Source organism: Streptomyces sp. NPDC030183, from assembly GCF_055573455.1.
This window is the reverse complement of record NZ_JBVIBK010000046.1, coordinates 1-13,717: the sequence shown is the minus strand read 5'-3', so window position 1 is coordinate 13,717 and position 13,717 is coordinate 1. Positions and strand designations below refer to the sequence as shown.

The 13,717-nt window shown below is 72.7% G+C and carries 11 protein-coding genes; 4 read left to right on the top strand and 7 right to left on the bottom strand.

The window, feature by feature from the left end:
• Positions 1-143 precede the first annotated feature (143 nt).
• Genes ACZ4Z2_RS35570 through deoC form a run of 3 tightly spaced genes read right to left on the bottom strand, consistent with a single transcriptional unit; the run spans position 144 to position 3,437 of the window.
• Positions 144-1,037 (bottom strand): aldehyde dehydrogenase family protein, encoded by an 894-nt coding sequence (locus ACZ4Z2_RS35570; RefSeq protein ID WP_468081756.1) that lies wholly within the window; start codon positions 1,035-1,037, stop codon positions 144-146.
• On the bottom strand, positions 1,030-2,466 hold the full coding sequence (locus tag ACZ4Z2_RS35565) for an aldehyde dehydrogenase family protein (protein WP_468081755.1): 1,437 nt from the start codon (positions 2,464-2,466) through the stop codon (positions 1,030-1,032). The genes ACZ4Z2_RS35570 and ACZ4Z2_RS35565 overlap by 8 nt, the downstream gene beginning before the upstream one ends.
• Before the next feature lie 20 nt (positions 2,467-2,486).
• Complete coding sequence (gene deoC / locus ACZ4Z2_RS35560) at positions 2,487-3,437, bottom strand: deoxyribose-phosphate aldolase (protein ID WP_468081789.1); 951 nt, start codon at positions 3,435-3,437, stop codon at positions 2,487-2,489.
• A gap of 453 nt (positions 3,438-3,890) precedes the next feature.
• On the opposite strand from deoC, the gene ACZ4Z2_RS35555 reads away from it, so the two are divergent.
• A complete protein-coding gene (locus ACZ4Z2_RS35555) occupies positions 3,891-4,517 on the top strand; it encodes a PH domain-containing protein (RefSeq protein ID WP_468081754.1) in 627 nt (208 codons plus the stop codon).
• A gap of 190 nt (positions 4,518-4,707) precedes the next feature.
• Entirely contained in the window at positions 4,708-6,543 is a 1,836-nt protein-coding gene (locus ACZ4Z2_RS35550) for a hypothetical protein (RefSeq protein WP_468081753.1), read from the top strand.
• Positions 6,544-6,703: 160 nt separating this feature from the next.
• Here ACZ4Z2_RS35550 and ACZ4Z2_RS35545 read toward each other — a convergent pair whose 3' ends face one another.
• The 3 genes from ACZ4Z2_RS35545 to ACZ4Z2_RS35535 form a co-directional block, all read right to left on the bottom strand.
• A complete protein-coding gene (locus tag ACZ4Z2_RS35545; protein WP_468081752.1) occupies positions 6,704-8,335 on the bottom strand; it encodes a phospho-sugar mutase in 1,632 nt (543 codons plus the stop codon).
• 255 nt (positions 8,336-8,590) lie between these two features.
• On the bottom strand, positions 8,591-9,415 hold the full coding sequence (locus tag ACZ4Z2_RS35540; RefSeq protein WP_468081750.1) for a purine-nucleoside phosphorylase: 825 nt from the start codon (positions 9,413-9,415) through the stop codon (positions 8,591-8,593).
• 182 nt (positions 9,416-9,597) lie between these two features.
• On the bottom strand, positions 9,598-10,035 hold the full coding sequence (locus ACZ4Z2_RS35535; RefSeq protein WP_107463474.1) for a gamma-glutamylcyclotransferase family protein: 438 nt from the start codon (positions 10,033-10,035) through the stop codon (positions 9,598-9,600).
• Between the two features lie 189 nt (positions 10,036-10,224).
• Here ACZ4Z2_RS35535 and ACZ4Z2_RS35530 point away from each other — a divergent pair, with 189 nt between their 5' ends.
• Complete coding sequence (locus tag ACZ4Z2_RS35530) at positions 10,225-11,673, top strand: NAD(P)H-quinone dehydrogenase (RefSeq protein ID WP_468081748.1); 1,449 nt, start codon at positions 10,225-10,227, stop codon at positions 11,671-11,673.
• Positions 11,674-11,817: 144 nt separating this feature from the next.
• Complete coding sequence (locus ACZ4Z2_RS35525) at positions 11,818-12,825, top strand: DeoR/GlpR family DNA-binding transcription regulator (protein WP_468081747.1); 1,008 nt, start codon at positions 11,818-11,820, stop codon at positions 12,823-12,825.
• Between the two features lie 109 nt (positions 12,826-12,934).
• On the opposite strand, the gene ACZ4Z2_RS35520 is transcribed toward ACZ4Z2_RS35525, so the two are convergent.
• Positions 12,935-13,498, bottom strand: a complete 564-nt coding sequence (locus ACZ4Z2_RS35520) for a TetR/AcrR family transcriptional regulator (protein ID WP_468081787.1) — start codon at positions 13,496-13,498, stop codon at positions 12,935-12,937.
• Positions 13,499-13,717: the final 219 nt, after the last annotated feature.

Genomic DNA, 13,717 nt, shown 5'->3' with positions numbered 1-13,717 from the left:
GGGGGGGCCCGTGGGGGTGGGGGGGGTGGGGGGGGTGTCCTACCGGGCCCCTTCTTCTTGGGGGAGGGGAGAGAACGCCTCCTGTCTGTCTGGGGCCCCCCCCCCCCCCCCCCCCCCCCGGCCCGCGTCTGCTCCGGCGTGCGTCAGTACGAGGAACCCGACGCGCCCAGCGACCCCGTCGGGTGCCAGACCGTCTTCGTCTCCAGGAACGCCGTCATGCGGTCGATGCCCGGCGTCGCCGACCAGTCGTCCACAGGCTGTGGACGCAGGACCCGCTTCAGATTGTCGGCCGCGGCGACCTCCAGCTCCTTGGCGAGGACGTCGTCCGCGCCGGCCAGGTCGATCGCGTTGACGTCCTGGTGGGCGGCGAGGGGCGCCGCGATCTCCGCCGTACGGCCGGACAGGACGTTGACGACACCGCCGGGCACGTCGGAGGTGGCGAGGACCTCGCCCAGCGACAGCGCCGGGAGCGGGGCCTTCTCGGAGGCCACCACGACGGCCGTGTTGCCCGTGGCGATCACCGGGGCGACCACCGAGACCAGGCCCAGGAACGACGACTCCTGCGGGGCGAGGACGGCGACCACACCCGTCGGCTCGGGGGAGGAGAGGTTGAAGTACGGGCCCGCCACCGGGTTGCCGCCGCCCACCACCTGGGCGATCTTGTCGGTCCAGCCCGCGTACCAGACCCAGCGGTCGATGGTCGCCTCCACCTGGGCCGCGGCCTTCGACTTCGACAGCCCCTCGGCGTCGGCGACCTCGTGGACGAACTGGCCCTTGCGGCCCTCCAGCATCTCCGCGACCCGGTACAGGACCTGGCCCCGGTTGTACGCCGTGGCGCCGGACCAGGCGCCGAACGCCTTGCGGGCGGCGACCACCGCGTCACGGGCGTCCTTGCGGGAGGAGAGGGGTGCGTTGGCCAGCCACTTGCCCTTGGAGTCCGTCACCTCGTACACCCGGCCGCTCTCCGAACGCGGGAACTTCCCGCCGACGTACAGCTTGTAGGTCTTGAAGACGCTCAGGCGGTTCGTTTCAGACATCGAGGTACGCCTCCAGGCCGTGGCGGCCGCCCTCGCGGCCGAAGCCCGACTCCTTGTAGCCGCCGAAGGGCGAGGTCGGGTCGAACTTGTTGAACGTGTTGGACCAGACGACGCCCGCGCGGAGCTTGTTCGCGACGGCCAGGATCCGGGAGCCCTTCTCGGTCCAGATGCCCGCCGACAGGCCGTACTGGGTGTTGTTGGCCTTGGCGACGGCCTCGTCCGGGGTACGGAAGGTCAGCACCGACAGCACCGGGCCGAAGATCTCGTCGCGGGCGATGGTGTGCGCCTGCGTGACGTTCGTGAACAGTGTCGGAGCGAACCAGTAGCCCGCCGACGGCAGTTCGCACGCCGGGGACCAGCGCTCGGCGCCCTCCGCCTCGCCCTTCTCGACGAGCGAGGTGATCCGGGTCAGCTGCTCCTCGGAGTTGATCGCCCCGATGTCCGTGTTCTTGTCGAGCGGGTCGCCGAGGCGGAGCGTCGACAGCCGGCGCTTCAGGGAGTCCAGCAGCTCGTCCTGGATCGACTCCTGGACCAGCAGGCGGGAGCCCGCGCAGCAGACCTGGCCCTGGTTGAAGAAGATGCCGCCCACGATGCCCTCGACGGCCTGGTCGATCGGGGCGTCGTCGAAGACGATGTTCGCGCCCTTGCCGCCCAGCTCCAGGGTGAGCTTCTTGCGGGTGCCCGCGACCGTCTTCGCGATCTCCTTGCCGACGGCCGTGGAGCCGGTGAAGGCCACCTTGTTCACGTCCGGGTGCGCCACCAGGGCCGCACCCGCGTCGCCGTACCCGGGGAGGATGTTGACGACGCCCTTGGGCAGGCCCGCCTGGCGGCAGACGTCCGCGAAGAACAGCGCCGACAGCGGGGTGGTCTCCGCCGGCTTGAGGACGACCGTGTTGCCGGTCGCCAGGGCCGGGGCGATCTTCCACGCCAGCATCAGCAGCGGGAAGTTCCACGGGATGACCTGGCCCGCGACGCCCAGCGGCCGGGGGTTCGCGCCGAAGCCGGCGTGGTCGAGCTTGTCGGCCCAGCCCGCGTAGTAGAAGAAGTGCGCGGCGACCAGGGGGAGGTCGGCGTCGCGGGTCTCCTTGATCGGCTTGCCGTTGTCCAGCGTCTCCAGGACCGCCAGCTCACGGCTGCGCTCCTGGATGATGCGGGCGATGCGGAAGAGGTACTTGGCGCGCTCCGAGCCGGGCAGCGCCGACCACTTCTCGAACGCCTTGCGGGCCGCCCGCACGGCGCGGTCGACGTCGGCCTCACCGGCCCGCGCGATCTCGGAGAGGACCTCCTCGGAGGCGGGGCTGACGGTCTTGAAGACCTTGCCGTCGGCCGCCTCGGTGAACTCGCCGTCGATGAACAGGCCGTACGAGGGGGCGATGTCGACGATCGCGCGGGACTCGGGGGCCGGGGCGTACTCGAATACGGGTGACATCTTTTCCATGGTCATGGGGCTCAGTCCACCGTCACGTAGTCGGGGCCGGAGTAGCGGCCGGTGGCCAGCTTCTGGCGCTGCATCAGCAGGTCGTTGAGAAGCGAGGAGGCGCCGAAGCGGAACCAGTGGTTGTCCAGCCAGTCCTCGCCCGCCGTCTCGTTGACCAGGACCAGGAACTTGATCGCGTCCTTGGACGTGCGGATGCCGCCGGCCGGCTTCACGCCGACCTGGACGCCGGTCTGGGCGCGGAAGTCGCGGACGGCCTCCAGCATCAGGAGGGTGTTGGCGGGGGTGGCGTTGACCGCGACCTTGCCGGTCGAGGTCTTGATGAAGTCCGCGCCCGCGAGCATGCCGAGCCAGCTGGCGCGGCGGATGTTGTCGTACGTCGAGAGCTCACCCGTCTCGAAGATGACCTTCAGGCGGGCGGCGCCGCAGGCGTCCTTCACGGCGACGATCTCCTCGTACACCTTCAGGTAGTGGCCCGCGAGGAACGCGCCCCGGTCGATGACCATGTCGATCTCGTCCGCGCCCGCGGCCACGGCCTCCCGGACGTCGGCCAGCTTGACCGACAGGGGGGCGCGGCCCGCCGGGAAGGCGGTGGCGACCGAGGCGACCTTCACGCTCGAACCCGCGACGGCCGCCTTGGCGGTGGCGACCATGTCGGGATACACGCAGACCGCCGCCGTGGCGGGGGTCGTACGGTCGGTGGGGTCGGGGTGGACCGCCTTGGCGCCGAGCGCCCGGACCTTGCCCGGGGTGTCCGCGCCTTCCAGCGTCGTCAGGTCGACCATGGAGATGGCCAGGTCGATGGCGTACGCCTTGGCGGTCGTCTTGATGGAACGGGTGCCGAGGGAGGCGGCGCGCGCCTCCAGGCCTACCGCGTCCACACCGGGCAGTCCGTGGAGGAAGCGGCGCAGTGTGCTGTCGGACGCGGTGGCGTCGGCTAGGGCGTGGGGTGCGGCTGTGGACATGGTCACCAGACGAGCATATCTACGCGCGTAGCGGGTGTACACCCCCGAAGTCTTCCGCGGGGGAGTGGTGGGGGCCGGGCCGGGGGCCGTGTGCGGGTCGGGAGGAGGGTGTCGTGCAGAATCGGAAGTATGACCACCCCGGATCGACCGTCGTCCCAGGAGCGCCCGGAACCCCGGAAGCGCTCGGCGGCCTCGACGTCATCGGAGGGCACGCCGTCCTCGGAGACCCCGAAGGCCGAGCCGGCTCCCGAGACCGCGCAAGCCCGGCCGCGGCATACGCCCGCGGCGGCGGGCGCGCGGCCCGCGAAGTCCGCGAAGCCCACGCAGCCCTCGCAGCCCTCGACATCCGCCGAGCCCGCCGGTTCGGCGCCGGCCGCGGGTTCAGCGACGTCCGCTGCGCAGTCCGCCCGTTCCGCGCAGTCCGCCGGTTCAGGGAAGTCGGCGAAGTCCGCGGTGGGCGGCAAGCCCGCGAAGCCCCTCTACAAGGACCGCGCCTACCGGTCGCCCGGCGGCCTCGTGGGCGGTGTGCTGCTCCTCGGTCTCCTCGGCTGGCTCGGCGCTGACGCGGTGATCACCGGGGAAGGGCGGACGCCCTGGCTGGCGCTGGCCTCGCTGCTGCTGGCCGTTCCGCTGGTGGTGGCCTTCTCGGTGCGGCCCGCCGTCTTCGCCAACGACGACCGGCTCCGGGTGCGCAACCCGTTCCGCGTGATCGAACTGCCCTGGGCCTGCGTCGTCTCGCTGCGCTCCGGTTACTCCAACGAGGTGATCGACGAGGGCGGGACCAAGTACCAGCTGTGGGCCGTCCCCGTGTCGCTGCGCGCCCGGAAGAAGGCCGCCCGGCAGCAGTCCCGGGAGAACGGCAGGGCCGCGAGGGGTGACAGCAGCGGCCGTACGTCGCTGGAGCCGCGGACCGTCCGTGCCGAGACCGACCAGGTCATGGCCGACCTGCGCGAGCTGTGCGAGGCCCGCGCGAAGGCGCCGGGCTCGCAGGGGGAGCCGACCGTCCGCTGGGCCTGGGAGATCATGGGGCCCGCCGCGGCGGGAGCCGTACTGCTGGCGGTCCTGATCGCGCTGGGGTGAGTGCCAGGGGCATCTGCCGGGCGCCCCGGTTGTCCGGACCCCGGACCGCACGGGAACGGTCGGGGGGGTTCCGGCACGGAAAACGCTCGTGTCCCGCTGTGAAGGGCACCCATACTGAGGGCTCGTCAGCGTCGGGCCGTACGGTCGTGTGAATGACGAACACCGTTGCGGTTCGAGTGTCTGGTTGGCGATGAGCACGCATACCGAGTCCCCTGGGCGGCCGTCGCTGCGGCTGCCCGAGTCCGCCGTACCCGAGGGCTGCCCGGCCTGGAGCGGCGAGAAGGCGCGTCTGTGGGCGCGGGCGCGGCCCCCGGTGTGGGTGCCGGTGCGGATGCGGTCCCTGCATCTCCTCGCCCTGGCCATGGTCGGGCTGACGGCGGGCTTCTGGCTGGCCAACTCCCGTGACGTGCCGCCCGCGCTCGCCGCGCTGGTCCCCCTGCACCTGGTGTGGATGCTGGCGCGCCCCGAGGTGCTGCGGGTCTCCGGCCCCGTGCTGACCCTCGTCCTCGCCTGGTACAGCGGCACGCACGATCTGCCCGTCCTCGTCGGCTTCCTCCTGGTGAACGCCGCCTGGGCTCTCGCCGAGTTCCGATTGAGCGCGCGGCGGACGCAGCGGATGTGGGCCGTGAGCGCCGCCGAGGGCGTCACCGCCGTGGTACCGGAGGGAGTCGGGCCGCTGCGGCGGGGACGGTTCCTGATCGCGCTGGGGCTGGTGCTCGCGGCGCTCGGCGGGGCGTTCGTCGCCGTCGCGTCCGGGTGGGAGGCGGCCACCGACCGGCGGGAGGCCGTGCTGGCCGGATGGTTCGTGGTCGGCTGGGGGCTCACCTCGCTGGCCTCCGGCCGGCTCGCCCGCCGCCGCGCCGCCGGGCTGCGGGGCACCCCCGTCCCGGTCCTGCGCGTCCTCGTGCGCGACGCCGCCAACGGTGACGTCGAGGTCTTCACCGCCGACGACGTGGCGGGGCTGCGGCCGATGCTCACCGTCACCGCCGAGGAGTGGTACGACGACGATGACGACGACGATGACGACGACGCCGGTGACGAGGAGGCCCGCCTGCTCAGGGAGAAGGAGCTGGAGGCGCTCCTCGACTCCCTCGACGCCGACGTGGACGAGGTGGCACAGCCCGGCCCCCTGCGCGAGGCCGTCCTCTACGGAGCGCCGTACGACGGCGGCGAGCTCGTGATCGTCAGCGCCCCCGAGGACGTGCGGAACGGCGCCGACGAGGCCCAGGACGAGGAGACCCGGGGCGAGGAGCCGCAGGGCGAGGAGATCCGGGGCGAGGGGGAGCGAGAGACGCCCGAGGTCGCGCGGGAGTCGGAGAGCGGTAGCGGGCCGGGGGACGAGGAGTTCGTCGTCGAGTCGTCCATGGCGCCCGTGCGGGCCCTGTCCGACCGCGCCGTACGGCTGCGGATCGCGGCGGAGAAAGCGCGGGCCGGGCGGGCCGCGCTCTACGCGGACCGGCGCGCGGCCGCCGCCGACGGGGTGACCGAGCGGCTGGCCTCCGGCGCGGTACGGCAGTGGCGGGCCGGCTGGCTGGACCGGTCCGTCTGCCTGGTGGTCGTGGTGTGGGCGGCGCTGATGGTGCTGTCGGAGGGCGGTGGATGGCGGTACGTCCCGGGCGTCCTCCTCGGGCTCATCGGCGTCCTGCTGCTGCCGCGCATGGCGGCGTGGCGCATCACCGCCGACCGGGACGGGCTCTGGTTCAACGGCGTGCGCGGGGTACGGCACATCGAGTGGGACCACCTCATGACCGTGCGGTGCGAGCGCGGGGAGCTCAAGGTGGACAGCCGCCGGCCCCGGTTCGGCGCGGCCTGGACGGCGCACGCGCCCCGCTGGGGGCGGCTGGAGCGGCGGTTCGGGCTGGTCCACCCCTACGAGCGGACGGCCGCCGAGATCACCGCCATGTGGCAGGACCCGGCGCTGCGGCCCACGGAGACGAGCGACGAACGCGCCCGGGGCCGGGCACTGTGGCCGCTGAGCCTGGCCCTGGGGCTGGCGTGGCTGGCGGCGCTGGTGCTGGTGCCGTAGAAGGCGCAGGGGACTGAGGGGGCGCGTACGGGACTGACGGCGCTTACGGGACTCAGGGCGCGCACGGGACCGCGCGGGCGCGCACGGCGGAAGCCCCGGCCCTCGCCACCGAAGTGGCCGGCCGGGGCTTCCGCGCTGCTCGGGGAGGAGCGCCGGGGGCTCAGATGCCCGCGGCTGCCGAGAGGTCCTGCTTGATCTTCGCGAGGAGGTCCGTGGCCGTGGCGCGGGCCTCGGGGAGGTCGGCGTGGGTGGCGACCGGGACGACGACCTCCAGGTAGCACTTCAGCTTGGGCTCCGTGCCGCTGGGGCGGACGATGACACGGGCGCCGTCGAGCGTGTAGCGCAGGCCGTCCGTGGGCGGGAGCCTGTCCGTGCCCCGGGTGAGGTCCTCGGTTTTGGTGATGACGAGGCCCGCGAGGGTGGTCGGCGGCTGCTCGCGGAGCTGCTCCATGGCGCGGGCGATGACCGTCAGGTCCTCGACGCGCACGGAGAGCTGGTCGGTGGCGTGCAGCCCGTGCTCCACGGCGATGTCGTCGAGGAGGTCCAGCAGGGTGCGGCCCTCCTCCTTCAGCTGCGAGGCCAGTTCCGTGATGAGCAGGGCGGCGGTGATGCCGTCCTTGTCACGCACGCCCTCGGGGTCGACGCAGTAGCCGAGGGCCTCCTCGTAGCCGTAGCGCAGGCCGTCGACGCGGGCGATCCACTTGAAGCCGGTGAGGGTCTCCTCGTACGGCAGGCCCGCCTTCTCGGCGATCCGGCCGAGGAGGGACGAGGAGACGATCGACTCGGCGAAGGTGCCCTGCGCGCCACGCCGGACCAGGTGGGTGGCGAGGAGCGCGCCCACCTCGTCGCCGCGCAGCATCCGCCAGTCCGCCCCGTCCTTGACGGCCACGGCGCAGCGGTCGGCGTCCGGGTCGTTGGCGACGATCAGATCGGGATCCGTCTCGCGGGCCTTGGCGAAGGCCAGGTCCATCGCGCCGGGCTCCTCCGGGTTGGGGAAGGCCACGGTCGGGAACTCCGGGTCCGCCTCGGCCTGCTCGGCCACCAGCACCGGCTCCGGGAACCCGGCCCGAGCGAACGCCGCGAGCAGGGTGTCCTTGCCGACGCCGTGCATCGCCGTGTAGACGGTGCGCGCGGTCCGGGGGGAGCCGTCGGCGAGGACGGCGTCCGTACGGGCCAGGTAGGCGCCCAGGACGCTGTCGTCGAGGGTGTCCCAGCCGCCGTCGGGGCGGGGGACGTCGGCGAGGGAGCGTACGGCGTCGATCTCGGCCGCGATCTCCGCGTCGGCCGGGGGCACGATCTGCGAACCGTCGCCGAGGTACACCTTGTAGCCGTTGTCGCGGGGCGGGTTGTGACTGGCCGTGACCTCCACGCCGGCCACCGCGCCCAGGTGCCTTATGGCGAAGGCCAGGACCGGGGTGGGGAGCGGGCGGGGCAGGACGGCGGCGCGCAGACCGGCGCCGGTCATGACCGCGGCGGTGTCGCGGGCGAAGTCCGCCGACTTGTGGCGGGCGTCGTAGCCGATGACGACGAGGCCGCCGGTGGAGCCCTTCTTGTTCAGGTACGCGGCGAGACCGGCCGCGGCGCGGATGACCACCGAGCGGTTCATGCGCATGGGGCCGGCGCCGAGTTCCCCGCGGAGGCCGGCGGTGCCGAACTGGAGGGTGCCGCTGAAGCGTGCGGCGAGCTCCGCGGTGTCCCCGGCGTCGATGAGTCCGGCGAGTTCCTCGCGGGTCTCCGGGTCGGGGTCCTCGGCGAGCCAGGTCCTGGCCCGTGCGATGAGTTCGTCCTGCACGTCGGGGTCCAACCTCTCTTGGTTCGTCAGCGTCGGGGTTCGGGGCCGGGCGCCTGGTGGCTCGGGGGTGCGGGTGCGTTGTGGTCGCTCGCGCGGTTCCCCGCGCCCCTGAAAAGTGGCCGGGGGCTGCGCCCCGTGCTTTTCCGCTGAAGGGCGGGCCGCAGGCCCGACCCCTCAGGGGCGCGGGGAACCGCGCGAACAACCCCCACCTACCCGCGGTCGCGGACGTACCCGCGGCCCCGAGTTCCAAGGCGTCTACAGACGGTCCAGCACCTGCGTCAGCAGCGCGCCCATGCGGGTCGCCGAGTCGCGGCCCGCCTGGAGGACCTCCTCGTGGTTGAGGGGCTCGCCGGTCATGCCGGCCGCGAGGTTGGTGACCAGGGAGATGCCCAGGATCTCCGCGCCCGCCTCGCGCGCGGCGATGGCCTCCAGGACCGTCGACATGCCGACCAGGTCCGCGCCGATGACGCGGGCCATGCGGATCTCCGCCGGGGTCTCGTAGTGCGGGCCCGTGAACTGCGCGTAGACGCCCTCCTCCAGGGTGGGGTCGATCTCCTTGCACAGGGCACGCAGACGCGGCGAGTACAGGTCCGTCAGGTCGACGAAGTTCGCGCCGACGATCGGCGACGTCGCCGTCAGGTTCAGGTGGTCGCTGATCAGGACCGGCTGGCCGGGGCGCATGCCCTGGCGGAGGCCACCGCAGCCGTTGGTCAGGACGATCGTCTTGACGCCGGCGGCGACGGCCGTGCGGACGCCGTGCGCGACGGCGGCGACACCGCGGCCCTCGTAGTAGTGGGTGCGGCCCAGGAACACGAGCGCGCGCTTGTCACCGATCCTGTACGAGCGGATCTTGCCGCCGTGGCCCTCCACCGCCGGGGGCGGGAAGCCGGGCAGCTCGGTGACCTGGAACTCGGCCTCGGGGGCGCCCAGCGCGTCCACGGCCGGGGCCCAGCCGGAGCCCATCACGAGGGCGACGTCGTGGGTCTCGGTGCCCGTGAGCTCCCGCAGGCGCGCGGCGGCGGCGTCGGCGGCGGCGTAGGGGTCGTCCTGGATGTCGTCCGGAAGAAGAGAAGCGTTCACGCGACGAGAGTATCCGGTCTCGGCCTACGCGCGTAGATGACAAGCCTCACGGGATTGGGATCGTTGTCTTGTCGTTTCCCGCCAAAGGGGGTTCGGGGCGCGGCGGCGTGCAGGGCGGGAGGGGGCGCCGAGGGGGTCGTAAGGAGGGCCGGTGGGGTGGGCCGATGGGGTGGGACGGCCACTCAGCACGGACGTTTGCGGAGTTCCATCACGTAGTCGTGCGGGGCTCCCGCGGACTCCGCCGCGTCGGCGATCTCGCCGAGGTAGCGGGCCGAGGGCAGGCCGCCCTCGTAGCCGTTGAGGACGTAGACCCAGGCCGGTTCCTCGCCCTCCAGGGTGTGCACCCTGACCCGCATCCGGCGGTATATGTCGAGGCCGACGCCCACCCAGCGGTCCATCGCCTCCTCGTCCATCGGGGCGATGTCGTACAGCGCCACGAAGACCTGGGAGCGGGGGGCCTCGACGACCGTCGCGAGGGCGCCCTCCCAGCCCATGTGCTCGCCGCCGAAGGTGAGGCGCCAGTCGTTCAGCCAGCCGGTCGCGCGCAGCGGGGAGTGGGGGGCGCGGCGGGACATCAGGCGGGCGTCGAGGTTGCCGGCGTAGGCGGCGTAGAGCGACATGGGGGAGAGCGTATGCGCTCCGCTGGGTGGGGTGGGGCGGGAGGGGGTGGGGGAGGGGGTGCGTCGGCGGGGTGCGGGTCGGTTGTGGCTGGTCGCGCAGTTCCTCGCGCCCCTGGACGGCCCTGCGGGCCGGTCCGGTGCGGTCGGTCCGGACCCCCGATTCCGTCGTATCGGGGTTCGTACGGGAGAATGGAGTACGTGACTCGGATCGTGATCATCGGTGGCGGACCCGGCGGATATGAAGCGGCGCTGGTGGCCGCGCAGCTCGGTGCGGAGGTGACCGTCGTGGACTGCGACGGTCTGGGCGGGGCGTCGGTGCTGACCGACTGCGTGCCGTCGAAGACGCTCATCGCGACCGCCGAGGTGATGACCACCTTCGACTCGTCGTACGAGGAGCTGGGGATCATCGTTGCCGACGACACCCCGTACATCGACACGCCCGCGCGTGTCGTCGGGGTCGACCTCGGCAAGGTCAACCGGCGTGTGAAGCGGCTCGCGCTGGCGCAGTCGCATGACATCACCGCCTCCGTGACACGCGCCGGCGCGCGGGTCATGCGCGGGCGCGGGCGACTGGAGGGCCAGCAGGACCTCGACGGGTCGCGCAAGGTCGTCGTCAGGGCCGCGGACGGGTCCGAGGAGACCCTGACCGCCGACGCCGTCCTCATCGCCACCGGCGGCCACCCGCGTGAGCTGCCCGACGCGCAGCCCGACGGGGAGCGCATCCTCAACTGGACGCAGGTGTACGACCTCGACGAGCTGCCCGAAGAGCTGATCGTGGTCGGGTCCGGTGTCACGGGCGCCGAGTTCGCCGGCGCCTACCAGGCGCTCGGCTCGCGCGTCACCCTCGTCTCCAGCCGCGACCGCGTGCTGCCCGGCGAGGACCCCGACGCCGCCGCCGTCCTGGAGGACGTGTTCCGGCGCCGCGGCATGAACGTCATGGCGCGCTCCCGGGCCCAGTCCGCCAAGCGGGTCGGCGACCGCGTCGAGGTGGCCCTCGCCGACGGGCGCGTCATCAGCGGCACGCACTGTCTGATGGCCGTCGGCGCCATCCCCAACAGTGCCGGGATGGGGCTGGAGGAGGCCGGGGTCAAGCTCAAGGACTCCGGGCACATCTGGACCGACAAGGTCTCGCGGACGTCCGCCCCCGGCGTGTACGCCGCCGGTGACGTCACCGGCGTGTTCGCCCTCGCCTCCGTGGCCGCCATGCAGGGCCGTATCGCGATGTACCACTTCCTCGGCGACGCGGTGGCCCCGCTGAACCTGAAGACCGTGTCGTCCAACGTCTTCACCGACCCCGAGATCGCCACCGTCGGCTACACCCAGGCCGACCTGGACGGCGGGGTCATCGACGCCGTCGGCGTGAAGCTGCCGCTGCTGCGCAACCCGCGCGCGAAGATGCAGGGCATCCGCGACGGCTTCGTCAAGATCTTCTGCCGGCCGGGCACCGGCATCGTCGTCGGCGGTGTCGTGGTCTCCCCGCGCGCCTCGGAACTGATTCACCCCATCTCGATCGCGGTCGACAACAACCTGACCGTCGAACAGATCGCGAACGCCTTCACCGTGTACCCGTCCCTGTCGGGCTCGATCGCCGAGGTCGCCCGCCAGCTCCACACCCGCAAGGCGGGCGGCGGCGTCTGAGCAGGTCACACGGCGGAACGAGGGCGGGTCCCGACCGGTCGACGGTCCGGACCCGCCGTGGTTACGTCCCGGATGGCCCCTATATCACTCCTCGCCCCACGGTGCGAACAACTTCTGTTATTCGGCGCAAACTGCTGAAAGCAGATGGTCGTTGGCGTTACTGTCAGTTTCGTGTTCGCTGCAGAACGTCGCCAATTGATCCTCGAAATGGTGCGGGCCAACGGAGCCGTGTCGCTCCGTGAGCTCGCCCGCGTCGTCCAGACCTCCGAAGTGACCGTACGGCGGGACGTGCGCGCGCTGGAGGCAGAAGGACTCCTCGACCGCCGGCACGGCGGTGCGGTATTGCCGGGCGGGTTCACGCGGGAGTCCGGCTTTCCGCAGAAGTCTCATCTCGCGACCGCCGAGAAGACGGCCATCGCCGACCTCGCCGCGAGCCTCGTCGAAGAGGGCGAGGCCATCGTGGTCGGGGCCGGGACCACCACACAGGAGCTGGCACGCCGGCTCGCGCGGGTGCCCGGGCTGACCGTCGTCACCAACTCCCTGCTGGTGGCCCAGGCGTTGGCCCACGCCAACCGTGTGGAAGTCGTGATGACCGGCGGCACCCTGCGCGGTTCCAACTACGCCCTGGTCGGTTCCGGTGCCGAGCAGTCCCTCCAGGGGCTGCGCGTCTCCAAGGCGTTCCTCTCCGGGAGCGGACTGACCGCCGAGCGCGGCCTGTCCACGTCCAACATGCTGTCGGCGTCCGTCGACCGCGCGTTGGTCCAGGCCGCCGCCGAGGTCGTCGTCCTCGCCGACCACACCAAGCTGGGCACCGACACGATGTTCCAGACGGTGCCGACCGACGTCATCACCCGGCTCGTCACCGACGACCCGCCTGGTCACGACGACCGCGCGGTCACCGAGTTGCAGGCCCTGGCCGACCAGGGCGTGCAGATCTCCGTGGCCGGGGCGTCGGGCGGCGGCGGCACGGGCGGAGATCCCGTCCCGGCACGCCAGTCCCGCCGCGACATGCCGCTCCCCGGCCCCCGCCGGAACCAGGTCCACGGCAGCGCGCCCCAGTTGCGCACCGCCACGGTCCTGGGGGAGCAGTCTCCGGCCAACGAGCGCGAGCGAGAGCGAGCGGCCCGCGTGGCGGACCTACGCCGCCGATGAACGCGCCGACGACGGCCCCCCGCGCAAGCCCCACGGCTGCGGGCCCCGCCATGGCCGACCGCCGGTTCACCACGGCCGCCGGGCCACCACCGCTTCGGCTCGCCGTTCGCTACGGCTTCAGGCCGCGCAGGGTCAGGGTCAGTAGGCGGTCGGCCAGTTCCGGGTCGTCCGGGGTTTCCTCGGCGGCCAGCGCGATCGCGTGGGTGAGCTGGAGCAGGTCGCCGATCGACACGTCGTCGCGTACGGCGTGAGCCTGCTGCGCGCGCGTCAGCAGGGCGGTGCCCGCCTCGCGGATCGGGGCGCAGCACCGGGCCAGGTCCGAGGTGTCCTCCTCGGTCCGGGCGTCGGCGTACGACACCGTCATGAGCGCCTTCGCCAGGCCCCGGTATGCACTCGCCCGAGTGATGATGTCGCGCAGCCAGGCGACCAGCGCGGTGCAGGGCCGGGGCGCGTCGAGCTGCTCCCGGGCCCGGGCCAGCAGCTCCTGGACCCCGTCCTCGAAGACCGCGCCGAGGAGGGCCTGGCGGTTGGGGAAGTGGCGGTAGAGCGTGCCGATCCCGACGTCCGCGCGGCGGGCGATGTCCTCCAGCGAGGCGGTCGTGCCATGGGCCGCGAAGGCGTGGCGGGCCGCCGTGAGGAGCCGCTCGTGATTGCGGCGGGCGTCGGCCCGCATGGGGCGGCCGCCCGCGGGGCGGTCCGCCGGGGGCCGCACCGGCGCCGGGGAACCGGCCGGGCTGGCGCTCACCGTGACCTCACCTGCTCTCCTCGCCGGGGCTCTTCAGTGCTGTGCTCTTCAGCCTAGGTGTATTGCCCTGAGAGGTTGGGGACGCGGCTGGCGGGTGGTTGGCCCTTCAGCGCGGTGTGTCCGCGGTGGTGATTGTAGGTGTGCAGC